The following is a 26,968-nucleotide window of genomic DNA, read 5'->3' on the forward strand; positions in this document are numbered from 1 at the left end:
GCGATTGACGAGGGACGGCCTGCCGCTCAGTCTTCCGGCTCCATTTTTACTCGCGGAAACAGTCGATGCCCTTCGTAACGATAGACGGACAGGCCCTTCACTACATCGATCAAGGCACCGGCCCGGCGGTTCTGCTGGCCGGTAGTTACCTGTGGGACCAGGCCATGTGGGCGCCGCAGATTGCCGCGCTCTCGCAGCAGTATCGTGTGATCGCCCTGGACCTGTGGGGGCACGGCCAATCCGGGCCGTTGCCTGTCGGTACGACGTCCCTGGATGACCTGGCGCGTCAGGCCCTGGTCCTGCTCGACCATCTGGATATCGAACGGGTCACGCTGGTCGGCCTGTCGGTTGGCGGCATGTGGGGCGTGCGCCTGGCCTTATCGGCAGCGCACCGGCTCAATGGCCTGGTGTTGATGGACACCTACGCCGGCGCTGAACCGGAGCCGACTCGCCAGTATTACTTTTCACTGTTGAAGCAGATCGAAGAGGCGGGTGTCATCACGCCAGCGCTGCTGGATATCGTGGTGCCGATTTTCTTCCGGCCGGGTATTGATCCGCAGTCGGCGCTCTACCGGGATTTTCATGCTTCCCTGGCGGCTCTACCTGCGGATCGCCTGCGTGAAAGCATCGTGCCGATGGGGCGGATTACGTTTGGGCGCGATGATCAGTTATCGCGTCTGGGCGAACTGGATGCAGCGAACACGCTGGTGATGTGCGGCGATCAGGACAAGCCTCGGCCACCGGGTGAAGCCCGTGAAATGGCCGAGTTGATTGGCTGCCCGTGGGTGCTGGTGCCGGAGGCGGGGCATATTTCCAATCTGGAGAATCCGGACTTTGTCACCCAAGCGCTGCTGGAGTTTTTGGCTGAGCGCAATCCGGCGTAGGGTTTGCAAAAAAGATCGTCCGAACGCGACCCGAGCCTTCGGCAGCTCCTACAGGAATTGAGTGGTCTCTGTAGGAGCTGCCGAAGGCTGCGATCTTTTGATCTTGCTTACTTCGGTCCGAGAATCTTCGCCAGTTTGTCCGGCGACGGCGCGCCTTGCTGCTGTTGCAGATTGCCCTTGTCGTCCATATAGAAAATCGCCGGAGTCGCCTGCAACTCCAGTTCTTCCATCAATTGCATGTTGGCCGCGAACTTTGCCTGAATCGCCGGCGGCACTTCCTTCAAGGCCTTGAGCGAACTGTCCTTGCCGGAGGCTTCGTGGTCCTGCAGGGCTTTTTCCGGGTCCTTGGCTGCGAGCAGTGCGGCGGATTTCCCCGGGCTGTCTTCACGGATGATGCCCACCATGATGTGGCGCAACTGCACCTTGCCAGCCTTGACCCACGGCCGGGCCTGTTCCCAGAACATGTTGCAGTACGGGCAGTTCGGGTCACTGAACAGGTATACCACGCGCGGTGCATCCTTCTTGCCGTCGCCGATCCAGTTGCTGGTTTCGAACTTGGCCCAGACTTCCTTGGCCATCGGGGCATACACCAGTTTCTGCAATGGCGCGCTGCTCAGGTCATTGCCCTCGGCGTCATACAGGTTGCCCAGCAACACGTGTTTGCCATCCGGGGTCAGGTACAGCGCCATGCCGCGGTTCTGATATTGCGCGGCATAACCGCGCAAGCCGTCGGGGGCGTCGAACTGGCCGACGATTTTCGCGCCCTTGGCCTCGATTTTCTTGATCGCATCGGGCAACTCTTCGGCCTGCACCGATGGCAGGTGCAACAGGGCAGCACCGAGGCTCAGGGTCAGCAGGTGGCGGAGGCGGGACATGGCAGTTTCCTTGGAGAGGTGACGGGTACGGTGTCGAAGTTTTCCAGCGCGCGGGCCAGGCTGGCTTCCGACAACTCGCCCAGATGGCTGCCTAGCAGGCGACCCTCGGGGTTGTAGAACAGCGTAGTCGGTAGCGCCATGGAACCGACGGCCTGGCTCAGGCGTCCGCTGCCGTCGAACAGCACGTTGGACAGGCTCAGGCCCTGGGTTTCCAGAAAGGTCGCGACGCTTTGCATGCTTTCCGCCTGATTGACGAACAGGAACGTCAGGTCCGGCCGTTGTTGCTGGGCGTTTTCCAGCACCGGCATTTCCCGGCGGCACGGCGGGCACCAGGTGGCCCAGAGATTGATCACCAACGGGCCGCCCTTGTAGTCGGCCAGTTGCACGGTTTCGCCGGCGGCGTTGCGCAAGGTGATTTCCGGCAGGCGTGTGCCTTGTTCATAAATTGACAGGGAGAACGTCGCCAACAGCCAGAACGCCAGGCCGCTGGCCACGCCAAAGCCCAATGGACGGCGCAGACCCGGGCGACGCCAGCCGCGATACAGCGTGGCGAGCAGCACCACGACCACCCCCGGCCAGGCGAGAAAACCGCCATCGCGCAGGTCGATGACCTGCCACGGATCATTGCGATAGTGCACCCAATAGGCCGCCACGAAACTGATTCGGGCCGCCAGCATGCCCAGCAGAAACAGGCTGAACAGCACCGACTCGGGGTTTTCACCACCGCGCTTGGCAACCCGCCAGCCGACAAAGGTGGCCAGCGCCAGCGCACTGATCAGCAGCAGGTGATTAAGCGCAATGGCAAAGGTGCCGAGGGTGAAGGTCAGCATTAACGGGCGTCTCGGGTGATGGTCCAGCGTTGCAGGAAAGTGTCGGCATCGACCTCGCCGGTGATGCGCTGGCTGCGCCGTTCTTCACCGTCCGCGCCAATCCACAGCAGGCTCGGCGGCCCTGGCACTTTGTAGCGGCCGAGCAGTTCGCGGCTGGCGGCATTGTCGGCGGTGACGTCCAGTCGGAGCAAGCGCACATCGCTCAAGGCTTCGAGGACATGAGGTTTGCCGAAGACCTGCTTTTCCATGACTTTGCACGACACGCACCAGTCGGCGTAGTAGTCCAGCAGCACCCACTGGCCCTGAGCGTGTGCGGCGTCGAGTTCCCGTTGCAGTGCCTGCGGATCCTTGACGGTGGTGAAGGCATCGTGGCCAACCGGCACGGCGGCCACAACCTGGTTCGAGGCGCGGTAGACCAGCAATGGCTTGAACGGATCATCACTGCCAGCGGCCGCACCGATCACCAATAGGCCACCCCATAAACCGAGCAGCAACGAACTGGCGCCAAACAGGTGCGCGATACGACCAAAACCTCCGGACTGTTTCCAGGCGCTGTAGGCCGCGATCAACAGCAGCGCACCGCACAATCCGACCCACAGGGATTCGTCCAGCACCGGGCGCAGCATCAGCAATGCAGTGGCGAGGAACAGGAAGCCGAAAATGCCTTTGACCAGGTTCATCCAGGCGCCGGGCTTGGGCATGAAGCGATTGCCGACGGTCACCAGCAGCAACAGCGGTACACCGATGCCGATGCCCATGGCGAACAGAATCAACCCGCCATGCAGCGCGTTACCGCTTTGCGCGATGTAGAGCAGGGCGCCGGCCAGCGGTGCGGTCATGCACGGTCCCACCAGCAGACCGGACAGCGCCCCCAGCACCCCGGCGCCGATCAGGTTGCCGCCGCGTTGATTGCGCGAGACGTTTTCCAGGCGATCACGCACGGCCACCGGCAGTTGCAGTTCGAAGAAGCCGAACATCGGCAGCGCCAGCAGTACGAATATCGCCGCGAAACTGCCCAGCAGCCAAGGGTTCTGCAACCAGGCTTGCAGGTTCGCCCCGAGAGAGGCGGCCAGTACACCCAGCGCCGCATACACTAGCGCCATGCTGATTACGTAACTGCTGGCCAGGGCGAATCCACGTCTGGGTGTGGCGCCGCTGCCAACGATCAATCCAGCCAGAATCGGCAGCATCGGTAATGAACAAGGCGTGAAGGCCAGCAACAGGCCCAGGCCGAAGAACAGCAAAAGGCTCCAGCCCAGCGCCCGTTGTTGCAAGCTGCTGGCTAGCGCCTGGTCCGGTGCTTCAGTGGCTGCATTCAGCGCATTGGTGTTGCCCAGGTCCACGACCCTGGTCTGTGGCGGATAACACAAGCCGGCATCGGCGCAGCCCTGGTAACTGACCGTGACCTGACCGCTGGCGCCAGCGGGAATCTTCAGCTCCAGGCCTTGGCGGTAGACTTGCTGTTCACCGAAAAACTCGTCGCTGTGCGCTTCACCTTCCGGCAGCGGGGGGTGCTGTTCGACAGGCAATCCGTCGAACTTCAAGCGTTTTTGGTACAGGTAATAGCCGTCGGTGATCTGCCAATAGAGCTGGGTTTCACCGGATTCCAGACGTTCAGAGGTATACGTGAAGGCTTTATCAACCGGGAGAAATTCAGGTTTGGTGTCGAACGGATTGGTTCCGGGCGCCGCTTGAACCAGGCAGGTAAATAGCCAGAGGAAAAAAACAAAAATACCGCGCATCGAAAAAGCCTTAAAAACTGCTATTGCCGAGCACGATGATGGCCGCCGATTAACCGGATGTTAACGAACTGATTCGCGCTGAAAACCGGGTTCACAGCGCGAATCGTCGTCACGGGATTAACGAGGGTCGCTATAGGTCAATCGGTATTCCGACATTGGCGGATGCGTGCGTTTCCACTCCTGTGCAAATGCTTTTCCGGCTGCTTTATCTGTTTCGGACAACGTTTCGGCAATCTGCGAAAAAACATCTGAGATGTTTTGGTATCCCTTGAACTCTTTGTGGCTTTCCATAATCAGCCACATGAGGCCGTAGGCGTTGACTAGATTCTCTTCGAGGCCGTACTCGACATCGATGCCATTTTCATCGTGGTATGCACCGCCAAGCGCATACGCGTAATAGCGCAGAGACCAAACGTCGTTTGTTTCCGTCCATTTAAGCAGCCATTCCTTTCTGACGGGAAGATCATGGCTGATGTGCGGACGATTGCTGTACCAATGTATCGCTTTCGGGAACCCGGCATCGGCTGCACGTTTGAGCCAGCCATCGATAGCCGTTTCGCGTTCACCCGTGTTCGGAATGAGGGAATGATCGTTGTCATAATGCACAGCAAGACTGTATTGCGCTTCGAGAAATCCTGCTTCTGCAGATTTTTTCATCCATTCGATATCTTTGGTTAGTTCATAAAGTTGCAGCATGGCTTCGCTGTCGCCGTGATCGGCGCGCTCCTCTGCAAGCTCTTTCGCTTTGGCAAGCGAGGTTTCATCAGCTAATCGCAGTAAGGCACGGACGTCGCCCTGGGCGCCGGCCTTTACGTACCATTCTCTCTCTGCATGGGTTTTATCCTCCTCTTTGAGACTTCTTTCCCGAAGTGTGATGACCTGTGCGAGTGCATACTGCGAATCGCGGTCCCCTGCGGTGGCGGCAATCATGAGATAGGCCTCCGATTCCCGATATTCCCCCAGGTTGTAAAGTTGCAGACCTTTTTTCCTGGCGGCTTTTTGCTCATCGTTCAGTTGGGTGATCAGTGAGCCAAGCGTGTTGAGCAAATTGAACAAAGACGTCAATGCGTCCGCGTGTATATACATGGTCAATACCTGTGTTGATGGAAGTTTGGGTGGTACGTCACACAGGTTATTCAGGCAGGAGGGTGCAGGTGCGGTACATATTTATAGGATGCCCGACAAACCATCAGTCTTGAGAAATGACTGTCAGCAGCCGGTCAAGGCATAATCCTGGCTTAACCCGGTGTCTTTTTAATCAATGTCTTTCGACAGGGTTTTCCATGCACATACTGGTTTGCGAAGACGATGAATTGATCGCCAGCGGTATCGTCGCCGGCCTGACCGCCCAGGGCCTGACCGTGGAACACGTCGCCACGGCGTCCGCCGCACGGGCGATGCTCAAGGTCGCGGAGTTTGATGTCATGGTGCTCGATCTCGGCCTGCCCGATGAAGATGGCCTCAAGTTGCTGCAGCAGTTGCGTCACCATGGCCTGGAAATCCCGGTGCTGGTCCTCACCGCCCGGGACTCGGTCACTGACCGCGTCGATGGCCTGCAAGCCGGTGCCGACGATTATCTGCTCAAGCCGTTCGACTTGCGCGAGCTCGCTGCGCGCTTGCACACGCTGTTGCGGCGGGTGGCGGGGCGCAGCGTCAACCTGATCGAGCATGGTGCCCTGACCTACGACCCGAGCAGCCGCGAAACCACGCTCGCGGGGCAGCCGGTGGACCTGTCGCGTCGTGAGCAATCTTTGTTGCAGGCCTTGCTGCATAACCGTGGCCGCGTGTTGTCCACCGAGCAACTCAAGGACAGCGTCTACGGTTTCAACGACGAGCTGGAAAGCAACGCCCTCAACGTCCATATCCATCACCTGCGGCGCAAGCTCGGCAACGGCATTGTCGAGACCGTGCGCGGCCTGGGCTATCGCCTGGGGCCGGCTGATGGCGGAGAAGAATCGAAGTGATGAGCCTGCGTTTGCGCCTGAGCCTGACGCTCGGCGCCGCCTTTGCCTTGATCTGGGCCCTGGCCGCGGCCTGGATGCTCAGCGATTTGCGCAATCAAATGATGTTTTCCCTCGACCAGCGGCTGGTGGCGTCGGCGCGCATGGTCGCCGGACTGATGGAGCAACTGCCGCCCGTGCCGAGCAAGGGCGAGGGCACTCATTTCAGCGCCGAACAACTGAACATTCCGGGCGGCATGGCGTGCCAGGTCAGCTCGTTGCGCGGTGAGATCCTCGCCCGCAGTCACACCGATCCGCAGCAGACCCTGGAGGCCGAGAAACTTGGTTTTCACGATCAGATGATCGACGGCGCGCCGTGGCGCAGTTTTACCCTGGCACGTGGCGATCTGCGCATCACCACCGCCGACCGGCAGATCGAGCGCGAGGCGTTGAACATGTCGATTCTGCTGGCCGCTTCGGTTCCGGTGGGCGTGGCGCTGCTCGGTTGCCTGTGTTTGCTCTGGCTGGGCATCGGCCAGGGGCTGGCGCCCCTCAACCGCATGCGCGACGCCTTGATGCGCCGCAGCGCCGACTCCCTCGAACCGTTGCAGATCCAGCCACTGCCCAGCGAGCTGCAACCCTTGCTGGAAACCCAGAACCAATTGCTCCAGCGCATCGGCAAGACCATCGAGCGCGAACGTCGCCTGACCGGTGACGCGGCCCACGAACTGCGCAGCCCGCTGACCGCGATCAAGACCCACCTGCAAGTGGCGCGGATGACTGACGGCAGCGCCCGGGACCAGTCCCTGGCCCGGGCCGAAGAGGGTGCCGACCGCATGCACCGGACCCTCGAACAATTGCTGTTGCTGGCGCGCGTCGAAGGCAGTCTGTCGTTTGACGACGGTGTGCAATGCAACGCCGAGCAAGTGGCGAAGCTGGCGATCCAGGACGCGGCGAGCGGCGATCGCCGGCGCATCAGGTTTCAGGCACCGGGCAAGGTATCCGCCGCGCCGGTACAAATGCCCGCCGTGTTGTCGATTGCCGCGCTGCGCAACTTGCTCGACAACGCACTGCGCCATACCCCCGCCGACAAAACAGTGGAGTTGAGCCTGGAGACCACCGGCAATCGTGTGCAGTTCGTGGTGCGCGATCATGGGGCGGGGATTGCCGAAGAAGACCTGCAACACCTGACCCAGCGCTTCTGGCGCAACGGCCAGAGCACCGGTTGTGGTCTGGGACTGGCGATTGTCCAGGCCATCGTTCAGCGTTGCGGTTGCACCCTGCATTTCGATAGCCGGCCGGACGGCTTGCGGGTTGAGCTGACGATGCCGCTGCAACCGGTCTGAAAAACACCGCTGAACCCTGTGGGAGCGGGCTTGCTCGCGAAGGCGGCGTAACAGTCGACATAAATGTTGAATGTGATGGCCTCTTCGCGAGCAAGCCCGCTCCCACAGGGTATTGTGGTGAACGCCAAGAAAGCGGATTGAAAGTCTAAATCCCCGCCTCGCTGATGCGTTTCCAGAACAGGAAAACCTGACAAGTGCGCCCCTTGACCGGAGCGCGCACCTGCCCGGTGTGCAGTTTTGGTCACTATCCACAGCGTATTGAGGGGTCGAGAGATGTCAGTCGCTACCAGCCTTATCGAAGAGCAGCCGGCGACGTCCGCCGAGACGCTTTATCAATTCAACGAATCGCCGCTTCTGGCCCGTCAGAGCCGGCAGGAATCCAACGCCCGCAGCTATCCACGACGCATTCCCCTGGCACTCAAGCGCGCCAAGGGCATCTACGTCGAGGATGTCGAAGGCCGAACCTTCATCGATTGCCTGGCCGGAGCCGGAACCCTGGCCCTGGGGCACAACCACCCGGTGGTGATCGAAGCCATCCAGCAAGTGCTGAGCGATGAACTGCCGCTGCATACCCTCGACCTGACCACGCCGGTCAAGGACCGGTTCGTCCAGGACTTGTTCGGCTTGCTGCCACCAGCCCTGGCCGCTGAAGCGAAGATCCAGTTCTGTGGCCCGACCGGTACCGACGCCGTGGAAGCGGCACTGAAACTGGTGCGTACCGCCACTGGGCGCAGCACCGTGCTGTCGTTCCAGGGTGGTTACCACGGCATGAGTCAGGGCGCGTTGAGTCTGATGGGCAGCCTGGGGCCGAAAAAGCCTCTGGGCGCCTTGCTCGGCAGTGGCGTGCAGTTCATGCCGTACCCTTACGATTACCGCTGCCCGTTCGGGCTTGGCGGCGTGCAAGGGGTCAAGGCCAACCTGAGTTACCTGGAAAACCTGCTCAACGATCCCGAGGCTGGCGTGCAATTGCCGGCGGCAGTGATCGTGGAAGTGGTGCAGGGCGAGGGCGGGGTGATCCCGGCGGATCTGGACTGGCTGCGCGGTCTGCGGCGGATCACCGAACAGGCGGGTGTCGCGCTGATCGTCGATGAAATCCAGAGTGGCTTCGCCCGCACCGGCAAGATGTTCGCCTTCGAGCACGCCGGGATCATTCCCGATGTCGTGGTGCTGTCCAAGGCCATCGGCGGCAGCCTGCCGCTGGCGGTGGTGGTCTATCGCGACTGGCTCGACACCTGGCTGCCGGGCGCCCATGCCGGGACGTTCCGTGGTAACCAGATGGCCATGGCCGCCGGCTCCGCGGTGATGCGTTATCTGGTCGATCACAAGGTCTGCGAGCATGCCGCCGCGATGGGCGAGCGCCTGGCCGAGCACCTGCGCATCCTGCAGCGGGACTTCCCGCAACTGGGTGACATTCGCGGGCGTGGCTTGATGCTTGGCGTCGAACTGGTCGACCCGACGGGCGCGCTGGATGCCCAAGGCCATCCGCCGGCCTTCGCCCGCCTGGCACCCCTGGTGCAGCGCGAATGCCTCAAGCGTGGCTTGATCCTGGAACTCGGTGGCCGCCATGGCGCGGTGGTGCGCTTCCTGCCGCCGCTGGTGATTACTGCTGCGCAGATCGATCGCGTGGCCGAAATCTTCGGCCGGGCCCTGGTCGCCGCCACTGCCAATCCCTAAATTTCCCGCCCGGCGGAACGTTCTTTCTACATAACGGCTGCGCACACGGCACAGCCCGCCCGAAAACGATGGAGAGACAGCATGACGTCAGTATTCGACCGTGAGGACATCCTCTTTCAGGTCGTGGTCAACCACGAAGAGCAATACTCGATCTGGCCCGACTACAAAGCCGTGCCACAAGGCTGGCGCACAGTAGGCAAAGGCGGGCTGAAAAAGGAATGCCTGGCTTACATTGAAGAGACCTGGACCGACATGCGTCCGTTGAGCCTGCGGCAGAAAATGGACGAGCAGGCGGCTGTGGCGCACTGAACCGTCATGCAAAAAGAAGCCCGCTGGACTGGTGACAGTCAGCGGGCTTTTTCAGGTCTGGAATTTGTGTTGTCTGTAAGACCGCCTTCGCGAGCAAGCCCGCTCCCACATTTGGAATGCGCTGCCCTGTGGGAGCGGCGGTGCGACGATTCGACTTGCTCGCGAAGAACGATAACGCGGTCCAACCGAGGTTACACGCCACTAAGGCCCTTGATGACCAGATCCACATTCCCTTCCAGCTCCGCCACCGGATCCTCGGCATCGGTGCTCAACACCACCAACCGGCTACCCGACCCGGCAATCACCGCTTTGAGTGCATCCGACGGCTGCCGGTGATGCAGCACCACCGCCACGTCATTGTCCTTGAGCGTCGTGGCCAATTGCGTGAGCGCTTCGGGTGTCCACTCGGCATCGGCGCGTGTGTCCTGGCCGATCAATTCCAGATTGAGACTGCCGATCAGGTAGCCGAAGTGATCGCTGAGGCTCATCACACTCAAGTTGTCCGCATTGGCCAGCCGCGCTTCGCTGTCGGCACTGAGCTTGAGCAAACGCTGCTTGAGCGCTGCCAGGTTGGCGTCGATTTTCGGCTTGGCCTCGGGAGCCAGGCGTACCAGGTCCGCCGCCATCACATCGGCCATGCGTCCCATGTTATTGCTGGAGAACCACGGCTGACTGTTCAGCCCGTCGACCTTGTTGTCGGGCTGTACGGCTATGCCGGGCAGGGCGCCGTCCACCGGGCGGGCGGCGTCGACTTCGACGATGCGGATATTGCTGCGCCGGGAGACCGGGTACAGCGGGTCATCCGGCCACAGTGAACGCAGGCCGATCACCGCATCGGCATCGTCCGCCAGCCTGGCCAGTGCCGGGGCGCCACGGCCGGTGAAGTAGGCGGTCTGGCGGCTGCCGGGCAGGTTGGCCGGGGCCGCGCGTTCGAGGCTGACATCGGTGCCCTTGAGCAAGGCTTCGCCCAGGCCATAGGTAATCGGCAAGGAGGCCAGCACGCGCAGCGGTTTACCGTTGTCGGCGGCGCTGGTCGTTGTCGCCAGTCCACACAGGGCGACGGCGAGGGTCAGTTGGCGCAGTGAAAAAGTCATTTATCCAAGGTTCCCTTTCAGGCTGGGGACGACGCCGCGCGCGAGGGCGGCCAGGGCGAAGGCGATACCGGCCACGAGGATGATCGCGGCACCGGAAGGGATCGGCAGGTCAAAGACGATCGGCGCGAGAATCCCGCACAGCGTGCTGACCGTGGCGATCAGCACCGAACACCAGAAAAAGCCCTTCAGCGATTGGCTGAGCAGGCGTGCCGCGGCGGCCGGAATCACCAGCAGGGCGCCCACCAGAATCGCGCCGATGACCTTCACGGCGGCGACGGTGATCAGCGTCACCAGAATCACGAACAGATAATCCAGGGTTTTCACCGCCACCCCGCGTACCGCCGCCAGCTGCGGATTGAAACTGGCGAGCATGATGCGGTTGTACAACGGCAAGGCCAGGGCCATGACCAGCGAACCGACGATGGCCAGCACCAGCAGGTCATTGCCGTTGACCGTCAGCACCGAACCGAACAGTACGTTTTCCAGAATGTGCACGTTGATCTTGCCCGCCAGAATCAGCAGCAGGCTCGCGCCCAGGGCGAGCGACACCGACAGAAACACACCGATCAAGGTGTCTGGCGCCAGGCCGGTGCGGTTGCGCAGGTAATTGAGCAGTATGCCGAACAGCAGGCAGTAGCCGAACAGGCTGCCGTAAGGCCCGGTGTAGGGTTCGCCGAGCAGGATGCCAATGGCCACGCCAGTGAGCGCAGCATGACCGACCGCCTCGGAGAAAAACGCGAAGCGCTTGACCACCACCAGCGTGCCCAGGCCTCCCAGCACCGGGCCGATCAGCAGCCCGGCGATCAAGGCGTTGACCACGAACCCATAGGCCAGCGCCTCGGGCAGATAACCCGACGACGCCCAGCCCTGGACCATCAGGCGAAAAGCTTCGTAACTCATCAGGCAAGGCTCCGTGGGTGGGTCGAGAACAGGGTCAACAGACGCTCTGGTGTCAGCGCCTGTTGCGGCGTGGCGTCGAACAGCACCCGGCGATTGAGCCCGGTGACGTGATCGGCCAGGCGCCCGACCGCTTCCAGGTCGTGCTCGATCCACAGCACGGTGATGCCCGCCGCTCGCCAGTCGCCGAGCAAACGTTCGAACACCCGGATGCCGGCCTCATCGAGGGCCGACATGGGTTCGTCGAGCACCAGCAATTGCGGAGGCGGAATCAGCCCCTGGGCCAGCAACACCCGTTGCCGTTCGCCGCCGGACAGCGCGCCCATGCGGCGCTTGCGTTTGTCCTGCATGCCGACCCGCTCCAGCGCCTCGCCAATCGCCGCCGCGTAGTGTTTGCTCAAGCCGAGAAAGGCCGGGCGACGCTGGCACATGGCGGCCATGAAATCGTCGACGGTCATCGGCAAGCCCCGGTCGAACTCCAACGCCTGTGGCACATAGCCGATGGTCCCTGGTTCAGCGGGCCATTGCAGGCTCAAGCGGCCCTGGTGGGGCATCTGCCCGAGCAGGGTCTTGATCAGCGAACTCTTGCCGCCGCCATTGGGGCCGACCAGTGCGTGCACACTGCCGGGGCGGACCTTGAAGGTCACCTGGTCGAGGATCGTCGTGCGGCCAAGGGTCAGGCAGACGTCAGCAAAATCCACGGTCGGTCCGAGAACCTGTGGGAGCGAGCTTGCTCGCGATTGCGGTGTGTCATTCAGTGATGATGTTGCATGGCCGGACGCCTTCGCGAGCAGGCTCGCTCCTACCGGGGATTCTGCATCGGCCAGAATGGTTTCTTTCGATGTCATTGGCCGGACTCCTGAATCGCCCGCACCACGGTGTCGAGGTTGCCGGTCATTTCCTTTTCGTACTTGTCGGCGCTGTATTCACCGTAGGAGATGTGCGACAGCGGATACAGCTTCACCCCGGATTCACGCTGGATGGTGTCGACGTAAGTGGAAGGGAAGTCCATCTCCGAGAAGATCACCTTTACGTCCAGCTCACGCAGTTGATCGATGGTTTTTTTCAGCTGGCTCGGGCTTGGCTCGATACCGTGGGCCGGCTCGACCACAGCTGTCACTTCGAGGCCGAACTCACGCAGCAGGTAGTCGTAGGCCGCGTGCACCGTGGCCACCCGCAGTTCGGCGCTCGGTGCCTGGGTCAGTTTGGCCAGGGCGTCGGCGCGCATCTTGCGCAAGCGCTTGCCGTAGGCGCGGGCATTTTCGGTATAGGTCTTGGCATTGACCGGATCGAGCTTGCTCAGCTCCCGGGCGATGTTGTTGACCTGGGCAATCGAGGCGCTGATCGACAGGAAGGTGTGCGGGTTCACCACTTTGCCGGCACCGCGAGCGGCCACGCCGGTGGCGGCCAGCAGCGGTACGTTTTCGTTGGCTTCGATCACCGGGACCCTTGGGGTTTCGCTGGCGGCGATCATGCGGTCGGCGAAATCGTCATGACCTACGCCGTTGAGCACGATCACGTCCAGCCCGCTGATGCGCTTGATGTCTTCGGCGCGGGGCTCGTAGGCATGCGGGTTGAAACCGGCCGGAATCAGCGGCACCACTTCGGCCTTGTCGCCGACGATGTTCGCCACGTAGCTGTAGTAGGGATGCAGGGTGATGCCGATGCGCAGACGCTTGGCTTCATCAGCGCTGGCCAGTGAGGGCAGCAGGCAGGCGAGCAAGCCGACCAGCAGCAGGCGTAAAAAACAACGGTGAGATGAATTGGGCATGGAAAGCGGTCTTCTCTCGGAAAAAGGCGAGGGTTCAGTGCTGGTGCTGGCGGGTCACGCCGACATCGAATTGCGCGACGATTTGCTGCCAGCCAGCGCTTTCGAGCGCGGCGTCGCTGAGGTCGGCTGGTGCCGTGAGCTTGCTGGCGCGGTTGAGCCAGATGTCCGGTGCATCATTGGCTACGGCCAGGCGCATCAGGAATGAGCCGGCGACCGTCGGCGCCTGGCTCTGGCCGAAATAGGCCTTGGCGTCGAGCAATTGCCAGGCATGGCCGCCCCGACTGACGGCGCTGGCGTCCCGGGCAAACGGGGCAAACCCTTCCTCGGCCAGCACTTCGGGTGTCGGCAACGTTTGCTGCTCCTGGCGCAGCAGCTGGATCTCGTCCAGCGTCACCCGCAGATCGGCGTAGATACCTTGCTCGGATGCACTGAGGTCACGGCGCGCATCCAGTTGATGGCTGCTGACACTGCTTACCTCATGGGATTCGCCGCGCCAGAGCACCACCGAGCCGGCCACCGCCAGGATCATCAGGCACAGCAACAGAACGTAGAGGGTTTCGTGACCGGCCCCGGCCGGGCGCACGACTTGGGTCGTTGGAGTGCTCATGGTGCCTCGATGTCCGCTTGGTCGATTTCCACGACGTGACCGGGGCCGGCATCGAACAGCACATAGAATTCGGCGCCGGGCTTCTTGAAGGTCAGGGTCGAATCAGGCCCGAGCTTGCCCGGCACCAGAATGGTTTCGTCGTAGCCGATCACATCGAGGGTCACACCCGGAGCACCGCTGCCGTCGGAAAAACCGCCGGTGCACTTGATCTGCTCCGCGTCGATGGCCTTGCACTCGCACATCGGGTTGTGGGCCAGGGCGCTGGCGCTGAAGCCGGCGCAGAGCACCAGCAACATGGCGTTGAGCGGGCGAAGAGGGTTGATCATGGTTTGCCTCCTTGTTTGTTCAACCAGGCGATGGTGGCGGGGGAGGCCTGGCTCAAAGGAATGGATGCCTGATGCATGGCGCCGTCCCAGCCTTCCATGGTGATCCACAGTTCGGCGTCGGCCCTGGTCTTTTCCGGGACGGGCAGCGAAGCGCCCATGCGGTAGGGCGTGCCGAAGAAAATCACCCCGGCGGCGCGCAGGCTGCGGGGCTTGCCGATGCGCAGGTAAGTGGCCTTGACCTGGTCGATACAGGCCTCGCACAGTGCTGCGTTGAAACCCTTCATGTAGCCGGCGGGGCCTTCGAGCATCGGGGCTGAATTGCGCAATTCAGCCAGGCGCAAGCTCCAGGGGCCGATCCGGACTTCGCCGACTTCCCGTTCGCCAAGGCCGCTGTCGCCGCGCATCAATGCCTCGTCGGCGAAGTACTTGGGCATGAAGCCGAGTGGAATCAGCAACAACAGGACGTTCAGGTGAAAGCGCCATTTGTGCCAGAACAGGCTCAGGCGCGAAGGTTGCGGGGCTGCAATGTCTTTGCTCACAGTTCGACCTCCGACACTTCGTGGTTCGTGGCCGGTTGCGCCGCGGTGTCGCGTTGTTTTTTGTTGCTGCGTTTGAAGGCATTGGCCGTGGCCAGCGCCGTGCGCCTGGTCCAGATCAGCAGACCGCTGAGCACCATCATGCTCAGCAGCAGGCCGAAGAATGCCCAGATCAGCTTGATCCACAGTCCGCCGAAGTCGCCGGTGTGCAGCGGGCGCATGGACTCGGTGACGAACTCCAGGGCCGAGCGGTCCGAAATCAGGCGCGAGGCGGCGATTTCGCCGTTGTACGGGTTGATCGTGGCGGTCTGGAACATCAACGGATACCAACCGCGCCCACCGACATCCAAGTGGCTGTAGGCATTGCCCGGCAGGCTGACGAAACTGGCCTCCAGTCCGGAAATTTTCTGTGTGGCGATTTCAACCGCACGGTCAAGGTCGATACGCGGCGGGGGCGAGCCATCGGCTGACAGCGGCACCGCTTCGCGGGACATCGCCGGGATGATCTTTTCCGTGGAAATGGAAATCTGGTTATCGAACAGCAATGCCTGGATCAGGAACCAGGTGCCGGTGACGGAAATCACCGCGATGAACCAGATCGACCAGATGCCGCTCAAGCGATGAAAGTCGCCCCAGAAAATTCGCGCGCCATGACGAATGCGCAGGGTCGGACGGAAGAAGCCTTTCCAGAAGCGTTTGTAAACCACCAGTCCCGTGACCAGCGAAGCCAGCAACGGCAGGCCAAGAAACGACACCAGGTACCAGCCCCAACTGTAGCCATTGGTAAAAGGCACCAGCCACCAGCCGTGCAGCGCCCGGGTGAAGGCGCGGAAGTTGAACTGCGGCGCGACACCCTGGATCACGCCGCTGTACGGATTGACATAAATCACCACCGAGCGCCCGTCGGGGTAGCTGACTTCGACATCCAGGGCGAAGTGCGACTCGTCGGGACGGCTGATGCTCTGCACTACGGTCTGCGGTTCGGCCTTGTTGATGGCCTCGATGACCTGCTGGTAGCTGAGCAGCGGAGCATCGTCCGAGGGTTGGCTGGCGCGCATTGGCGGGTTGGCCAGCCAGACGATCTCCTGGCTGATGACGGCCAGGGTGCCGGTTACACAGACGATCAGCACGAAAAACCAGATCGGCAATGCCAGCCAGCTATGGACCAGGAACCAGATCTTTGAACGGGACTTCTTTGACATGTTGGAGGTCTTGGCTGGATGAGAGGCGGCTCGGCTGCGGGCTTCGCAGGGATGAGCGCCCTGAAGGTCCAGTCGTGGCTTTTGCCTACGCGAAAGGACTGCATCTATGTAGGACGGATGAGCAGGGGAAATCCCGAAAGGGGAAATGAAAGAAAATGTTTCTCATTGCCGACGGCTGTGGGCGGGCTTGCTTGCGCAAGTGATCAGCAAGTCGGCGGTGCTGCTGAAGGCGGGGCCCTTGTGGGAGCGAGCCTGCTCGCGAAGAGGCCCGCTCCATCACCAGGGATTTCAACTCTGGGCGAACATCTCCTTGGCCCGTTGCTCGATCTGCTCCTGGGTCAGGTCTTCCTTGTGCGTGGCCAGGAACCACAGGTGCCCGTAGGGATCCTTCAAGGTCCCTGAACGGTCGCCGTAAAACTGATCCTTGACCTCCGATACAACGGTTGCACCGGCATCGATCGCCTGTTTGTAGGACTTGTCGACATCTGTCACATACAAATGCAGACCCACGGACGGCGAATTGTCCGGGTTGCTCAGCGGCCCCTGATCACACGGTGTGCCCAACATGATCGGGCAATCGCCGATGCGCAGTTCCGCGTGGCCGACACCGCCATCGGGCGTGTCCAGGCGCATGATTTCAATGGCGCCGAAGGCTTTTTTGTAGAAAGCGATGGCTTCGGCGGCTTTGTTGATGCCCAGATAGGGGGTGACGCTGTGATACCCCTCTGGAATGGGTTTGACGCTCATGATGGATCTCCCTGTTGTTGTTTTGTGAATGGAAAGTACCTGTGTCGTTGTACGACCGAATAAATATAGGCCAGCCTCTTTCGCACCCACCGAGTGCCCGACGAGCAGCAGCGCCACACAATTGCCATCAAGTCGGCTCCAACCAGTGCGCGTCCGGCCCGCGTTCTCCCGGCACATCGACAATGATCGCCATTTCTTGATAGCCACTATTGAAAGCGTTGATTTCTGCTGTCCGGGAGGCGCGGGTAGCCTGTGTTCATTGCTTCGAACCCAGTCGCCAGGACGCCAGAAATGAAACCGATGATTGCTGCTTTGCTGATGCTCGCTGTCTCCGTACTCGCCGGATGTGCCAGCCATGTTTCCCCTGAGCTTCGGCCTTACACGGCTGAAGAAAGCAAGGAACTGGCACTGGAGGCGCTGAACCGCCGTGGGTTGTCCTTCGACGAATACCACGCGAAAAAAGCCGAACTGCTCGGCCAGCCGCAAAAGTCGTTCAACTTCGACAACCACGGTGAAATGAACGCCGAGCGGTCTGTACAGCTTCACGGTCGTCCAAGCTGAGGCAAAACTGTACTGCTCCAAGTTTCGCGCAACTGTCCATGGGTTTCGCCCAAGGGGTGCGATAGGGTCAATACCTGACCGACCCTGACGGACTGCCACCCATGACGCTCTCTCTCGACCTGCTGCTGGGCTTCGCCCTGTTTGCCCTCGTTACCTCGATCACACCCGGCCCGAACAACACCATGTTGCTGGCCTCCGGGGTGAACTTCGGCTTCAACCGCACGATTCCGCACATGCTCGGCATCACTTGTGGCTTCTTTGTACTGGTGGTGGCGGTCGGCTTTGGCCTTGGCGCGGTGTTCCAGACTTACCCTTTGCTCTACACCGTGCTGCGTTATGCGGGGGCGGCGTATTTACTTTATCTGGCGTGGAAAATCGCCCATTCCGGACCCATGTCGGAGAATCAGCAGGGCGAGGCGAAACCGATCAGCTATCTGGGCGCCGCCGCGTTCCAGTGGGTCAATCCCAAGGCTTGGATCATGGCCATTGGCGCCATCAGCACCTACACGCCGATGCAGGGTTATTTCACGAATGTGATCGTGATCGCGGCCGTCTTTGCGATCATCAACCTGCCGAGTGTCGGTGTCTGGGCCGCGTGCGGCACGCTGTTGCGCAATGTTCTGAAGGATCGTCGCTGGTTGCGCCTGTTCAATTGGGGCATGGCCGCGCTGCTCGTGGGTTCGCTGTATCCGCTGTTGCTTGAAAGCTTTAGCTGACGCATTGCTTCAACCGGTTGCCCGATGCCTGTTAAGCTGACTTTTCAGGAGCGTTCCTACGCACTTTTAAATGAAGTAATTCTTCTTTAACGGCATCCGATCAGGTATTGGTAGCGTTCTGAAAACAGCGCGCAGCTCACAAGGCTGCGCTTTGCCGTTTGCAGTCACGAGCTTCCTGATCCCGGAACACGCTCTGCGAGTCTTTTTATGAATAAACGTCCGTTGTATTTCGATTACGCCGCCACCACGCCGGTGGATGAGCGGGTCATCAAGGTGATGGTCGAGTGTCTGGGTTTTACCGGCAATTTCGGCAACCCGGCCTCCAGCTCCCACGTCTTCGGCCAGCAGGCCCGGCAATCGGTCGAACAGGCGCGACGCCAGGTCGCCGAACTGGTCGGCGCGACGCCCGGGCAGATCGTCTGGACCTCCGGCGCCACCGAATCCAACAATCTCGCGCTCAAAGGCGTGACCCAGGCCCGCGGCACTGGCGGCGGCCATATCATCACCAGCCAGATCGAACACAAGGCCATTCTCGATACCGCCCGGCAACTGCAGGAGGCCGGAGTCGCGGTGACCTACCTGGTGCCGGACGCCGAGGGCCTGATCACGGCGCAAGCGGTCAGCGAAGCCATGCGCGAGGACACCTTCCTGGTGTCGCTGATGCTGGTCAACAACGAACTGGGCACCCTGAACGACATTCCCGCCATCGGTCAGGTCGTGCGTGATCGCGGGGCGTTGTTCCATGTCGACGCCGCACAGGGCGCGGGCAAAGTGGCGATCGATCTCGCGCAGTGGCCGGTGGACCTGATGTCGTTTTCCGCGCACAAGCTCTACGGCCCCAAGGGCATCGGCGCGTTGTACGTCGGTCCGCGTGCACAACAGCGTTTGCAGGCGCAGATCCATGGCGGCGGGCATGAGGGCGGTTTACGCTCCGGCACGCTGGCGACCCATCAGATCGTGGCCATGGGCGCGGCCTTTGCACTGGCAGCGGCTGCGTTCGATGAAGAGAAAGCTACCATCGTGCGCTTGCGTGAACGCTTGCTCGAGCAATTGCGGAGCATTCCCGGCATACGTCTCAACGGCAGCCCGACCCGGCGTATTCCCCATACCTTGAGCCTGACCTTCGACGAGGGCGAGTTCAACCCGGCGGCGTTACTGGCCTCGATCGCGTTTTCCGCGACCTCGGCCTGCAATTCCGCGAGCAATACCCCATCCCATGTACTGCTGGCCCTGGGGCACGATGCCCGCTCCGCCAGTCGCACCATCCGCTTGAGCCTCGGGCGTTTCACCACCGAGCAGGACATCGACCAGGCGGTTCAACTGATCAAGGCAGCCTGCGTCAGTGCTCCGGCTTTCTGGCAATAGGGCAACGAAGCGCCGACGTTGATCGGCACTCAACAATAATGATGACGTGGTTAGCAGGAGACACGATGAATACGCAGCTTTCGATCAATGGATCGGTGCCCCAGCGCCTGGCGCAAACCCGCGAACTGATGAGCCGGGAGGGCATTCACGCCTTGCTGGTGCCGTCGGCCGACCCGCACTTGTCCGAATACTTGCCGGGTTACTGGCAGGGGCGCCAGTGGTTGTCGGGTTTCCATGGTTCGGTCGGCACCCTGATCGTGACCCCGGACTTTGCCGGCGTCTGGGCCGACAGCCGTTATTGGGAGCAGGCGACCAAGGAACTCAAGGGCAGCGGCATTGAACTGGTCAAGCTGCAACCGGGTCAGCCCGGGCCACTGGAGTGGCTGGCCGAGCAAACCCCCGAGGGGGGCGTTGTCGCGGTCGATGGCGCGGTCATGGCCGTGGCATCGGCACGGACCTTGGGCTCCAGGCTTGAAGAGCGCGGCGCTCGCCTGCGCACCGACATCGACCTGCTGAGCGGTGTCTGGACCGACCGTCCAGGGCTGCCGGACGAACCGATCTATCAGCACTTGCCTCCACAGGCGACCGTCAGCCGTGGCGAAAAACTTGCCAAACTGCGTGAAACCCTTCAGGCGCGGGGTGCCGACTGGCATTTCATCGCCACCCTCGATGACATCGCCTGGCTGTTTAACCTGCGCGGTGGCGACGTGTCGTTCAACCCGGTGTTTGTTTCTTTCGCCTTGATCAATCAGCAACAGGCCACGCTGTTTGTCGCCTTGAGCAAAGTCAGCGCCGAGCTGCGTGCCATCCTCGAACAGGACGGTGTGACCTTGCGCGATTACAGCGAAGTCGCTGCTGCACTGCGTGCCGTGCCGAGCGGCGCGAGCGTGCAGGTCGACCCGGCGCGGGTCACAGCGGGGTTGCTGGATAACCTCGACAGCGGGGTGAAGCTGATCGAAGGCCTGAACCCGACTACCCTGGCCAAATCGCAAAAGAGCCTGGCCGATGCCGAACACATCCGTCAGGCCATGGAGCAGGACGGCGCAGCGCTGTGCGAATTCTTCGCCTGGCTGGACTCGGCGCTGGGGCGCGAGCGCATTACCGAACTGACCATTGACGAAAAACTCACCGCCGCCCGTGAGCGCCGTCCGGATTATGTGTCGCTGAGTTTCAACACCATTGCCGCGTTCAACGCCAATGGCGCGATGCCGCACTACCATGCCACCGAAGAAGAACACGCGGTGATCGAAGGGGACGGCCTGTTGCTGATCGACTCCGGCGGCCAGTACCTGGGCGGTACCACCGACATCACGCGCATGGTTGCGGTGGGCACGCCGACCGATGAGCAAAAGCGCGATTGCACCCGTGTGCTCAAGGGCGTGATTGCATTGTCCCGCGCGCAGTTCCCGAAAGGCATCCTGTCACCGCTGCTCGATGCCATCGCCCGTGCGCCCATCTGGGCGGAAAGTGTCGACTACGGTCACGGCACCGGTCATGGCGTCGGTTACTTCCTGAACGTCCACGAAGGTCCGCAAGTCATCGCTTATCAGGCCGCACCTGCACCGCAAACCGCTATGCAACCCGGCATGATCACGTCCATTGAACCGGGCACCTATCGTCCGGGTCGTTGGGGTGTGCGGATCGAAAACCTGGCGATGAACCGTGAGGCAGGCAAAAGCGAATTCGGCGAGTTCCTCAAGTTCGAAACCCTGACCCTGTGCCCGATCGATACTCGCTGCCTGGAAATCTCTCTGCTGTCGGACGAGGAAAAGCAGTGGTTCAACGCCTACCACACCGAAGTGCGCGAGCGCCTGAGTCCGTTGGTCGAAGGTGCTGCACTTGAGTGGCTGAACACTCGTACTGCGGCTATCTGATCGGTTTGCTGCTATAGCTATTTGTTTATGTGCAGCTCAGGCGCTTTATCCAGCGCCTGAGCCATATAGTCGACAAAGGCTTTGACCCTGGCGGATTGGCGACGATTCGCCGGGGATACGGCATAAATTGGCAGCGACAACGTACTGTAGTCCTGCAAAATCGCGCTCACCCGGCCGGCGCTCAGGTCCTCGCTGAATAGCCATATCGGTGACAGTGCAATCCCCAATCCCCCCAGCACCATTTCGCGGATCGCCTCGGAATTGTTGCTCTGCGCATTGCCCTTGATCCGCACTTCGTGGCGTTGGGTGTCTTTTGTGTACAGCCACAGGTTTTGACTGCTCAACAGGTTGAACATCAGGCAGTTGTGCCTGCCCAGTTCCTCCGGTGTTTGCGGTTGACCGTTTTGCCTGAGGTAGTCAGGTGATGCGACGGTGACACGGTGGGTATTGCCGACAAGGCGAGCAATCAGGCCACTGTCGTTCAGGGCTCCGATCCTGAACGTCACGTCCAGCCCTTCGCTGACCAGATCCTGGTTTTGATCGCTCAGTTGCAGGTCGATCTGTACGTCAGGGTAGTGTTTGAGAAAGTCCGGCAAGCGGGGGGCGATCTGCAAGCGTCCGAAACTGACCGACGAGCCGATTTTCAACGGTCCGGCGGCCCTTTCCCGACCGGATTGAAAGCTATGTTCCGCCGCGTCCACGGCGACGAGGATGAGTCTGCATTCGTTGTAGTACCGCTGACCTTCGTCCGTCAGGGACAACTTGCGGGTACTGCGGGTAATCAGCTTTCCGCCCAATCGGGCTTCCAGTGCTTGCAACACTTTGCTGATGGTCGGCTGGCTGGTCTGCAACTCCCGGGCAACGGCGGAAAAACTGCCCCGTTCGACCACCCGCACGAAAATCGCCATTGCATTGAGTTTGTCCACGGGATCGCTCATTGATGCCGTAATGGAATGATCACTATAGCGGCATGGCGTCTTATCGGCATGAATTGAGCAAGACAAAATCAGTCCTGCATTCACTACTGATGGGACATGGCGAAATGACTGACTTACTGAATATGCGCGCTCTGATGGTTGACTCGGCCAATGCGCCGTTACGTCTGGTTTCCATTGCACGGCCCGTGCCGCAGGCGGGGCAGGTACTGGTCAGGATCAGGGCCAGCGGTGTCAATCCGCTGGACGGCAAAATCCGCTCCGGGCAGGCGACCCATGCGGCTCAACCATTGCCGGCGATAGTGGGGATGGATCTGGCCGGAACCGTAGCGGCGTTGGGGGAGGGCGTCAGCGGCTGGCTGCCGGGAGATGACGTGTATGCGATGGCCACTGGTATTGGCGGTATTCAAGGTTCATTGGCCGAGTACGCGGTGGTCGACGCGCGACTGTTGGCTCGCAAACCACACAACTTGAGCATGCGTGAGGCTGCCGGTTTGCCGCTGGTGCTGATCACCGCTTGGGAAGGTCTGGTCGACCGGGCTCGCGTTCGGTCCGGGCAAAAGGTATTGATCCATGGTGGTGCCGGTGGTGTTGGCCATGTCGCGGTGCAAATCGCCCGCGCTTTTGGCGCAGAAGTTTTTGCTACGGGCTCTGCCGGGCAGCAGTCGATTATCGAAGGGTTCGGCGCGACGTTTATCGATTACCGCAAGTCTTCGGTTGAAGACTATATGGCTGAGCATACGGCCGGTGAGGGCTTCGACATTGTTTATGACACAGTGGGGGGTGAAACGCTGGATGCGTCATTCAAGGCGGCACGGATGTATCACGGCCATGTGCTCAGTTGCCTGGGGTGGGGTCAGCACAGCCTGGCACCGCTTTCCTTTCGGGGAGCGACATACTCCGGTGTCTTCACTTTGCTGCCGCTCCTGACCGGCAAGGGGCGTGAGCATCACGGCGAGATTCTGCACGAGGCGGCGCGGTTGATTGAGGCGGGCAAGCTCGCGCCGTTGCTTGACCCGCACTCGTTCACGCTGGAATCCGCAGAAGCCGCCCATGTACTGCTCTTGTCAGGAGAGGCAAAGGGGCGGTTGGTGGTCGAGATTTAAATCAGGGCTTCGAGCACGAAGTCCAGTCGATCCTGGCCGAAATACAGCTGGTCATCGACAAACATGCTTGGTACGCCGAATACGCCGCGCTGCACCGCTTTCTCGGTGTTGTCCTTGAGCGTTGCCTTGACTGTTTCGTCGGCGGTCAGTGCCAGCACCTCGTTGGGATCGAAACCGTTGTCGCTCAGCACCGCCGCCACGGTGGCCGGGTCATTGAGGTTGCGGCCGTCGACCCACAGGGCGTTGAACAGGCAGTCAATGAAGGCGACAAAACGCTCGGGGTGGTGCAACTGAATGCCGGTCACGGCACGCATCAGCATCAGGGTGTTGATCGGGAAATGCGGATTGAACTTCAGTGGTACGCCGTAGCGCCGGGCATAACGGTCGAGGTCCTGAATCATGTGGCGGCCCTTGGCAGGAATGGTCGCCGGGGAGGCGTTGCCGGTGGCCTTGAACACGCCGCCGAGCAGGATCGGGATGTAGATCAGTTGGCTGTCGGTTTGCTCACAGATTGTCGGTAGCTGGGTATAGGCCAGGTAAGTGGTGGGGCTGCCCAGGTCAAAAAGGAATTCCACGGTTTTGCTCATGTTCGATGCGCTCTGCTTATTGTTGTGGGGGAGGGCTTACCAGCGTTCGCTCCAGGGGCGCAGGTCCAGTTCGAAAGTCCAGGCGTCGCGGGGCTGGCTGTGCAGGTACCAGTAATTCTCGGCGATGTGTTCGGGGTCGAGAATGCCGTCCTGATCCTTGGTCGCGTATTTCTCGGGGAAGCTGTCGCGGATGAAGTCGGTATCGATGGCGCCGTCGACGACGACATGGGCAACGTGAATGTTCATCGGGCCGAGCTCTCGGGCCATGCTTTGCGCCAGTGCTCGAATGCCGTGCTTGGCGCCGGCAAATGCGGCGAACCCGGCTGCTCCACGCAGGCCTGCAGTGGCACCGGTGAACAGGATCGTGCCTCGCTGGCGCTTGGCCATGCGTTTGGCCACTTCACGGGCATTGAGAAAACCGGAAAAACAGGCCATTTCCCAGATCTTGAAATACTTGCGGGCGGTTTCTTCGAGAATGCTGCACGGTACATTGGCGCCGATGTTGAAGACAAATGCCTCGATGGGACCGATCTCGTTTTCGATCTGCTCGACCAGTGCTACCACATCATCTTCCTTGCGGGCATCGCAGGCGAAACCGTGGGCCTCGCCACCGTCGGCCTTGATGGCATCCACCAGTGGCTGGAGCTTGTCCGCACTGCGGCGGGTGACGCAGGCGACAAAACCCTCCTGGGCAAAACGCTTGGCAATGGCGCCGCCCGTGGAATCACCTGCACCGACGACCAGTACGACCTTCTTGTTATTCATGGGTAGATCCCTTTTGGTAAACGATCGTTAACTAAACGAACGTTATGCTATGATTCGACAGACGTCAAGGCGAGCAATTTAGGGAGAAGGGCAATGCGTTATTCGGCCAGTCACAAGCTGGAAACCAGGCAAAGGCTGCTGGAAAGCAGTGCGGTATCGGCCAAGAAGTCTGGATTTTCAACGGTCGGCGTGGACGGCCTGATGAAAGCGATTGGCTTGAGTGGCGGCGCCTTCTATAGCCATTTCTCGTCGAAAGACGAGTTGTTCGCCAGCATCGTCGAGCGTGAGTTGGGGCAAAGCCTGACGCGACTGGGGGAGGGACAGGACCGTGACAAGCTTGAGCGTTGTTTGAAACAGTACCTGAGTATGTCTCACGTCGAGAATCCGGAGACCGGTTGTGCATTGCCGGCATTGGGGGCGGAAATTGCCCGATCCGACCTGATGGTCCGTCAACAGGCCGAGCACTGGATTTGTCGGCTTCAGGAACGTTGGGCGGGTGTTCTGCAAAGCGACAGCCTGGCGTGGGCGATTCTGTCGCAATGTATTGGCGCGCTGGTGGTAGCGCGCATGCTGGCTAGCCCTGATATCCAGCGCACTGTGCTGAAGTCCAGCTACGAGGAAATCGGCCGTCAGATCGCAAGTCCGAGAACCTGAGGCGACGGCCCTGTCTATTTGCAGATGACAATCATGCTGCGGCTGGTATAACCCGCAGGATTGAGACCAAACGGATAATCGCCGGGCTCTTCCACGGCATCTCCCGATTTGGCGATGACCTTGTATCCCTTGGGGGCGCAGGAGTTGGCTGCGCTGGCGTAGCACTTGTCCCAGGATGAAGACAGTCCGGAACAGTTGATGTGTAGCCCTTTCTTACCGTGCTTGATCTGAGTTTCCGAGGTCGCTGCGCAGCCCGCAATTGCAAGTACGGCGACCAGTATCAAAAATCGTTTCATTACTGTCCTTATAGCGTCCCCGGATCTTGTGCCCGGGTCTGGCTGCATTCGCTTTCGCTTGACGCGTACCGATATCCCTATCTGAAATGGTCCATGGCATGACTCTGGGGTGCGGGCTAAACATGGCCTAATTGAGCGGCAAATACCAGAGCCGTGTCATATCTGCTTTCAATCTGCCGCTACTGCTGGCCTGGTGGCAGAGCTCATGGTCATGGTTGCACCGACAGATGCCAGAATGATGCACATGATTGCCATCCATTGTGACAACGAGAGGTATTCATGAAGGAACAGCAAGCCAGATAGCGCGCCGAAGGCAGGCTCGATACTCATCAGTGTGCCGAAGGTTCTGGCCGGCATACGGGTCAGGGCGACCATCTCCAGGGTGTAGGGGAGAGCGGTGGACAAGATGGCGACGCCGAGGGCCACAGGGATCAAAGATGGAGTCAGCAGAGCGGAACCGGCATGGACAATACCGATGGGGGCTACGAAGAGCGCAGCGATCATTACGCCCAGCGCGGCGGTTTGCACGCCATTGTCGGCCCCGGCTTTTTGCCCGAACAAAATGTACAGTGCCCAGCAGACTCCGGCACCCAAGGCATAACCCGCACCTACCAGATCGATGCCGGCGGTCGCTTCTCCCGTCGGTATCAGTAACAGTAAGCCGACGGCAGCCAGGGCGATCCATAAGAAGTCGATCGCGCGACGCGAGGCGTAGATCGCCACCGCCAGTGGGCCGGTGAATTCAAGTGCAACCGCGATGCCCAGCGGGACGGTTTGCAGCGACATATAGAAGAGGAAGTTCATGCCGCCCAGCGCCATCCCGTAGACGATGACGGTGCGCAGGGACCTGGCGGTGAGTTTGGCCCGCCATGGACGCAGTATCAGCATCATGATCACACTGGCAAAAATCAGTCGTAATGTTGTCGTCCCCTGAGGGCCGACAACCGAGAACATGCTTTTGGCCAGGGAAGCTCCGGACTGGATCGACGCCATGGCTATGAGCAGCAGCCCAACCGAGAACAGGGTGGAGGCTAGGCTGCGAGGCTGGTCATTCATTGCGTGGCGTCGTCCGAAATATAGGTATCAAGGGTATTTCTATTTGTGTTGGGCAATATACTGCGCATTCCCTGCAGGCGCGTCTATATATAAGCAGTGTTTTTGCACATATCGGTAGAAACTCGAATCAGTGCTTGACGGCAGATTCTGGAGGCCTATAATTCGCCCCACTTCCGGCGCAGTCGAAACGGAAAACTCCTTGATAAACAAAGAGTTACGCAGTTTTCGACAGCAGGTTGCTTCAGTTCATCGAAGCCGAAAGGAAGTTGAAAA

Annotated in this window: 29 protein-coding genes; 11 read left to right on the forward strand and 18 right to left on the reverse strand. The window is 60.7% G+C overall.

Annotation, left to right across the window (positions count from 1 at the left end):
• Positions 1-65 precede the first annotated feature (65 nt).
• Complete coding sequence (locus ACM6G4_RS27280) at positions 66-884, forward strand: alpha/beta fold hydrolase (protein ID WP_414915002.1); 819 nt, start codon at positions 66-68, stop codon at positions 882-884.
• Positions 885-991: 107 nt separating this feature from the next.
• On the opposite strand, the gene dsbG is transcribed toward ACM6G4_RS27280, so the two are convergent.
• From dsbG to ACM6G4_RS27300, 4 genes are all read right to left on the reverse strand, one after another.
• A complete protein-coding gene (gene dsbG / locus ACM6G4_RS27285) occupies positions 992-1,759 on the reverse strand; it encodes a thiol:disulfide interchange protein DsbG (RefSeq protein WP_056727059.1) in 768 nt (255 codons plus the stop codon).
• Complete coding sequence (locus ACM6G4_RS27290; protein ID WP_414915003.1) at positions 1,735-2,589, reverse strand: prolipoprotein diacylglyceryl transferase family protein; 855 nt, start codon at positions 2,587-2,589, stop codon at positions 1,735-1,737. Before ACM6G4_RS27290 ends, dsbG begins: the two co-directional genes overlap by 25 nt.
• Positions 2,589-4,331 carry a protein-disulfide reductase DsbD gene (gene dsbD, locus ACM6G4_RS27295; protein ID WP_414915004.1) on the reverse strand — a complete coding sequence of 581 codons (1,743 nt, stop codon included), beginning with the start codon at positions 4,329-4,331 and terminating at the stop codon, positions 2,589-2,591. Before dsbD ends, ACM6G4_RS27290 begins: the two co-directional genes overlap by 1 nt.
• 117 nt (positions 4,332-4,448) lie before the next feature.
• A complete protein-coding gene (locus ACM6G4_RS27300; RefSeq protein WP_414915005.1) occupies positions 4,449-5,417 on the reverse strand; it encodes a tetratricopeptide repeat protein in 969 nt (322 codons plus the stop codon).
• Between the two features lie 197 nt (positions 5,418-5,614).
• On the opposite strand from ACM6G4_RS27300, the gene ACM6G4_RS27305 reads away from it, so the two are divergent.
• The 4 genes from ACM6G4_RS27305 (at position 5,615) to ACM6G4_RS27320 (ending at position 9,600) form a co-directional block, all read left to right on the forward strand.
• Positions 5,615-6,295, forward strand: coding sequence for a response regulator (locus ACM6G4_RS27305; RefSeq protein ID WP_414915006.1), 681 nt, complete (start codon positions 5,615-5,617; stop codon positions 6,293-6,295).
• A complete protein-coding gene (locus tag ACM6G4_RS27310) occupies positions 6,292-7,617 on the forward strand; it encodes an ATP-binding protein (RefSeq protein ID WP_414915007.1) in 1,326 nt (441 codons plus the stop codon). The genes ACM6G4_RS27305 and ACM6G4_RS27310 overlap by 4 nt, the downstream gene beginning before the upstream one ends.
• A gap of 273 nt (positions 7,618-7,890) precedes the next feature.
• On the forward strand, positions 7,891-9,291 hold the full coding sequence (locus ACM6G4_RS27315; protein ID WP_409079365.1) for an aspartate aminotransferase family protein: 1,401 nt from the start codon (positions 7,891-7,893) through the stop codon (positions 9,289-9,291).
• 81 nt (positions 9,292-9,372) lie between these two features.
• Positions 9,373-9,600 (forward strand): MbtH family protein, encoded by a 228-nt coding sequence (locus ACM6G4_RS27320; RefSeq protein WP_056727052.1) that lies wholly within the window; start codon positions 9,373-9,375, stop codon positions 9,598-9,600.
• Positions 9,601-9,791: 191 nt separating this feature from the next.
• Here the strand turns inward: ACM6G4_RS27320 and ACM6G4_RS27325 are convergent, their stop codons facing one another.
• The 9 genes from ACM6G4_RS27325 to ACM6G4_RS27365 form a co-directional block, all read right to left on the reverse strand.
• The gene (locus ACM6G4_RS27325) at positions 9,792-10,694 is read right to left on the reverse strand and encodes a metal ABC transporter substrate-binding protein (RefSeq protein WP_414915008.1); all 903 of its coding nucleotides are present in this window, start codon (positions 10,692-10,694) and stop codon (positions 9,792-9,794) included.
• On the reverse strand, positions 10,695-11,594 hold the full coding sequence (locus ACM6G4_RS27330) for a metal ABC transporter permease (protein ID WP_056727050.1): 900 nt from the start codon (positions 11,592-11,594) through the stop codon (positions 10,695-10,697).
• Positions 11,594-12,439, reverse strand: coding sequence for a metal ABC transporter ATP-binding protein (locus tag ACM6G4_RS27335; protein ID WP_056727049.1), 846 nt, complete (start codon positions 12,437-12,439; stop codon positions 11,594-11,596). Before ACM6G4_RS27335 ends, ACM6G4_RS27330 begins: the two co-directional genes overlap by 1 nt.
• Positions 12,436-13,362 (reverse strand): metal ABC transporter substrate-binding protein, encoded by a 927-nt coding sequence (locus ACM6G4_RS27340; RefSeq protein WP_414915009.1) that lies wholly within the window; start codon positions 13,360-13,362, stop codon positions 12,436-12,438. The genes ACM6G4_RS27335 and ACM6G4_RS27340 overlap by 4 nt, the downstream gene beginning before the upstream one ends.
• A gap of 34 nt (positions 13,363-13,396) precedes the next feature.
• A complete protein-coding gene (locus tag ACM6G4_RS27345; protein ID WP_414915010.1) occupies positions 13,397-13,969 on the reverse strand; it encodes a DUF6162 family protein in 573 nt (190 codons plus the stop codon).
• Positions 13,966-14,295, reverse strand: a complete 330-nt coding sequence (locus tag ACM6G4_RS27350; protein WP_056727046.1) for a hypothetical protein — start codon at positions 14,293-14,295, stop codon at positions 13,966-13,968. Before ACM6G4_RS27350 ends, ACM6G4_RS27345 begins: the two co-directional genes overlap by 4 nt.
• A complete protein-coding gene (locus ACM6G4_RS27355) occupies positions 14,292-14,834 on the reverse strand; it encodes a thiamine pyrophosphate-binding protein (RefSeq protein WP_414915011.1) in 543 nt (180 codons plus the stop codon). Before ACM6G4_RS27355 ends, ACM6G4_RS27350 begins: the two co-directional genes overlap by 4 nt.
• A complete protein-coding gene (locus ACM6G4_RS27360) occupies positions 14,831-16,033 on the reverse strand; it encodes a PepSY-associated TM helix domain-containing protein (RefSeq protein ID WP_223541670.1) in 1,203 nt (400 codons plus the stop codon). The genes ACM6G4_RS27355 and ACM6G4_RS27360 overlap by 4 nt, the downstream gene beginning before the upstream one ends.
• A 288-nt stretch (positions 16,034-16,321) precedes the next feature.
• Positions 16,322-16,780, reverse strand: coding sequence for a VOC family protein (locus ACM6G4_RS27365; RefSeq protein ID WP_414915012.1), 459 nt, complete (start codon positions 16,778-16,780; stop codon positions 16,322-16,324).
• A 291-nt stretch (positions 16,781-17,071) separates the two neighbouring features.
• Between ACM6G4_RS27365 and ACM6G4_RS27370 the strand changes: the two genes are divergently transcribed.
• From ACM6G4_RS27370 to ACM6G4_RS27385, 4 genes are all read left to right on the forward strand, one after another.
• Positions 17,072-17,341: a hypothetical protein gene (locus tag ACM6G4_RS27370; protein WP_414915013.1), complete on the forward strand. Its 270-nt coding sequence runs from the start codon at positions 17,072-17,074 to the stop codon at positions 17,339-17,341.
• 101 nt (positions 17,342-17,442) lie between these two features.
• Positions 17,443-18,057 (forward strand): LysE family translocator, encoded by a 615-nt coding sequence (locus ACM6G4_RS27375; protein ID WP_414915014.1) that lies wholly within the window; start codon positions 17,443-17,445, stop codon positions 18,055-18,057.
• Positions 18,058-18,264: 207 nt separating this feature from the next.
• Entirely contained in the window at positions 18,265-19,422 is a 1,158-nt protein-coding gene (locus ACM6G4_RS27380) for a cysteine desulfurase family protein (protein ID WP_409079363.1), read from the forward strand.
• 65 nt (positions 19,423-19,487) lie between these two features.
• The gene (locus ACM6G4_RS27385; RefSeq protein WP_414915015.1) at positions 19,488-21,296 is read left to right on the forward strand and encodes an aminopeptidase P family protein; all 1,809 of its coding nucleotides are present in this window, start codon (positions 19,488-19,490) and stop codon (positions 21,294-21,296) included.
• A 17-nt stretch (positions 21,297-21,313) separates the two neighbouring features.
• On the opposite strand, the gene ACM6G4_RS27390 is transcribed toward ACM6G4_RS27385, so the two are convergent.
• Complete coding sequence (locus tag ACM6G4_RS27390; RefSeq protein WP_414915016.1) at positions 21,314-22,234, reverse strand: LysR family transcriptional regulator; 921 nt, start codon at positions 22,232-22,234, stop codon at positions 21,314-21,316.
• A 104-nt stretch (positions 22,235-22,338) separates the two neighbouring features.
• On the opposite strand from ACM6G4_RS27390, the gene ACM6G4_RS27395 reads away from it, so the two are divergent.
• The gene (locus ACM6G4_RS27395) at positions 22,339-23,337 is read left to right on the forward strand and encodes a zinc-dependent alcohol dehydrogenase family protein (protein WP_414915017.1); all 999 of its coding nucleotides are present in this window, start codon (positions 22,339-22,341) and stop codon (positions 23,335-23,337) included.
• Here the strand turns inward: ACM6G4_RS27395 and ACM6G4_RS27400 are convergent.
• The gene (locus tag ACM6G4_RS27400; RefSeq protein WP_056727038.1) at positions 23,334-23,924 is read right to left on the reverse strand and encodes a 2-hydroxychromene-2-carboxylate isomerase; all 591 of its coding nucleotides are present in this window, start codon (positions 23,922-23,924) and stop codon (positions 23,334-23,336) included. The two genes, ACM6G4_RS27395 and ACM6G4_RS27400, sit on opposite strands and share 4 nt — an antisense overlap.
• A gap of 36 nt (positions 23,925-23,960) precedes the next feature.
• Positions 23,961-24,689, reverse strand: coding sequence for an SDR family oxidoreductase (locus ACM6G4_RS27405; protein WP_414915018.1), 729 nt, complete (start codon positions 24,687-24,689; stop codon positions 23,961-23,963).
• A gap of 93 nt (positions 24,690-24,782) precedes the next feature.
• Here ACM6G4_RS27405 and ACM6G4_RS27410 point away from each other — a divergent pair, with 93 nt between their 5' ends.
• Positions 24,783-25,343 (forward strand): TetR/AcrR family transcriptional regulator, encoded by a 561-nt coding sequence (locus ACM6G4_RS27410; protein ID WP_223541664.1) that lies wholly within the window; start codon positions 24,783-24,785, stop codon positions 25,341-25,343.
• 14 nt (positions 25,344-25,357) lie between these two features.
• Here ACM6G4_RS27410 and ACM6G4_RS27415 read toward each other — a convergent pair whose 3' ends face one another.
• Both ACM6G4_RS27415 and rhtA read right to left on the reverse strand, forming a co-directional pair.
• The gene (locus ACM6G4_RS27415; protein ID WP_008054256.1) at positions 25,358-25,639 is read right to left on the reverse strand and encodes a hypothetical protein; all 282 of its coding nucleotides are present in this window, start codon (positions 25,637-25,639) and stop codon (positions 25,358-25,360) included.
• A 168-nt stretch (positions 25,640-25,807) separates the two neighbouring features.
• On the reverse strand, positions 25,808-26,695 hold the full coding sequence (gene rhtA, locus ACM6G4_RS27420; protein WP_056727035.1) for a threonine/homoserine exporter RhtA: 888 nt from the start codon (positions 26,693-26,695) through the stop codon (positions 25,808-25,810).
• Positions 26,696-26,968: the final 273 nt, after the last annotated feature.

This window comes from Pseudomonas sp. IT-P258, assembly GCF_949767825.1.
Lineage (GTDB): Bacteria > Pseudomonadota > Gammaproteobacteria > Pseudomonadales > Pseudomonadaceae > Aquipseudomonas > Aquipseudomonas monachiensis.

What these genes read in the sequence shown, in the direction of transcription:
- ACM6G4_RS27395 (WP_414915017.1), top strand. Translation starts at nt 22,339, where the DNA reads ATGACTGACTTACTGAATATGCGCGCTCTGATGGTTGACTCGGCCAAT.
- ACM6G4_RS27415 (WP_008054256.1), bottom strand. Translation starts at nt 25,639, where the DNA reads ATGAAACGATTTTTGATACTGGTCGCCGTACTTGCAATTGCGGGCTGC.
- ACM6G4_RS27280 (WP_414915002.1), top strand. Translation starts at nt 66, where the DNA reads ATGCCCTTCGTAACGATAGACGGACAGGCCCTTCACTACATCGATCAA.
- ACM6G4_RS27410 (WP_223541664.1), top strand. Translation starts at nt 24,783, where the DNA reads ATGCGTTATTCGGCCAGTCACAAGCTGGAAACCAGGCAAAGGCTGCTG.
- ACM6G4_RS27315 (WP_409079365.1), top strand. Translation starts at nt 7,891, where the DNA reads ATGTCAGTCGCTACCAGCCTTATCGAAGAGCAGCCGGCGACGTCCGCC.
- rhtA (WP_056727035.1), bottom strand. Translation starts at nt 26,695, where the DNA reads ATGAATGACCAGCCTCGCAGCCTAGCCTCCACCCTGTTCTCGGTTGGG.
- ACM6G4_RS27380 (WP_409079363.1), top strand. Translation starts at nt 18,265, where the DNA reads ATGAATAAACGTCCGTTGTATTTCGATTACGCCGCCACCACGCCGGTG.
- ACM6G4_RS27305 (WP_414915006.1), top strand. Translation starts at nt 5,615, where the DNA reads ATGCACATACTGGTTTGCGAAGACGATGAATTGATCGCCAGCGGTATC.
- ACM6G4_RS27350 (WP_056727046.1), bottom strand. Translation starts at nt 14,295, where the DNA reads ATGATCAACCCTCTTCGCCCGCTCAACGCCATGTTGCTGGTGCTCTGC.
- ACM6G4_RS27375 (WP_414915014.1), top strand. Translation starts at nt 17,443, where the DNA reads ATGACGCTCTCTCTCGACCTGCTGCTGGGCTTCGCCCTGTTTGCCCTC.
- ACM6G4_RS27360 (WP_223541670.1), bottom strand. Translation starts at nt 16,033, where the DNA reads ATGTCAAAGAAGTCCCGTTCAAAGATCTGGTTCCTGGTCCATAGCTGG.
- ACM6G4_RS27330 (WP_056727050.1), bottom strand. Translation starts at nt 11,594, where the DNA reads ATGAGTTACGAAGCTTTTCGCCTGATGGTCCAGGGCTGGGCGTCGTCG.
- ACM6G4_RS27300 (WP_414915005.1), bottom strand. Translation starts at nt 5,417, where the DNA reads ATGTATATACACGCGGACGCATTGACGTCTTTGTTCAATTTGCTCAAC.
- ACM6G4_RS27290 (WP_414915003.1), bottom strand. Translation starts at nt 2,589, where the DNA reads ATGCTGACCTTCACCCTCGGCACCTTTGCCATTGCGCTTAATCACCTG.
- ACM6G4_RS27340 (WP_414915009.1), bottom strand. Translation starts at nt 13,362, where the DNA reads ATGCCCAATTCATCTCACCGTTGTTTTTTACGCCTGCTGCTGGTCGGC.
- ACM6G4_RS27345 (WP_414915010.1), bottom strand. Translation starts at nt 13,969, where the DNA reads ATGAGCACTCCAACGACCCAAGTCGTGCGCCCGGCCGGGGCCGGTCAC.
- ACM6G4_RS27385 (WP_414915015.1), top strand. Translation starts at nt 19,488, where the DNA reads ATGAATACGCAGCTTTCGATCAATGGATCGGTGCCCCAGCGCCTGGCG.
- ACM6G4_RS27335 (WP_056727049.1), bottom strand. Translation starts at nt 12,439, where the DNA reads ATGACATCGAAAGAAACCATTCTGGCCGATGCAGAATCCCCGGTAGGA.
- ACM6G4_RS27325 (WP_414915008.1), bottom strand. Translation starts at nt 10,694, where the DNA reads ATGACTTTTTCACTGCGCCAACTGACCCTCGCCGTCGCCCTGTGTGGA.
- ACM6G4_RS27320 (WP_056727052.1), top strand. Translation starts at nt 9,373, where the DNA reads ATGACGTCAGTATTCGACCGTGAGGACATCCTCTTTCAGGTCGTGGTC.
- ACM6G4_RS27405 (WP_414915018.1), bottom strand. Translation starts at nt 24,689, where the DNA reads ATGAATAACAAGAAGGTCGTACTGGTCGTCGGTGCAGGTGATTCCACG.
- ACM6G4_RS27370 (WP_414915013.1), top strand. Translation starts at nt 17,072, where the DNA reads ATGAAACCGATGATTGCTGCTTTGCTGATGCTCGCTGTCTCCGTACTC.
- ACM6G4_RS27365 (WP_414915012.1), bottom strand. Translation starts at nt 16,780, where the DNA reads ATGAGCGTCAAACCCATTCCAGAGGGGTATCACAGCGTCACCCCCTAT.
- ACM6G4_RS27390 (WP_414915016.1), bottom strand. Translation starts at nt 22,234, where the DNA reads ATGAGCGATCCCGTGGACAAACTCAATGCAATGGCGATTTTCGTGCGG.
- dsbG (WP_056727059.1), bottom strand. Translation starts at nt 1,759, where the DNA reads ATGTCCCGCCTCCGCCACCTGCTGACCCTGAGCCTCGGTGCTGCCCTG.
- dsbD (WP_414915004.1), bottom strand. Translation starts at nt 4,331, where the DNA reads ATGCGCGGTATTTTTGTTTTTTTCCTCTGGCTATTTACCTGCCTGGTT.
- ACM6G4_RS27400 (WP_056727038.1), bottom strand. Translation starts at nt 23,924, where the DNA reads ATGAGCAAAACCGTGGAATTCCTTTTTGACCTGGGCAGCCCCACCACT.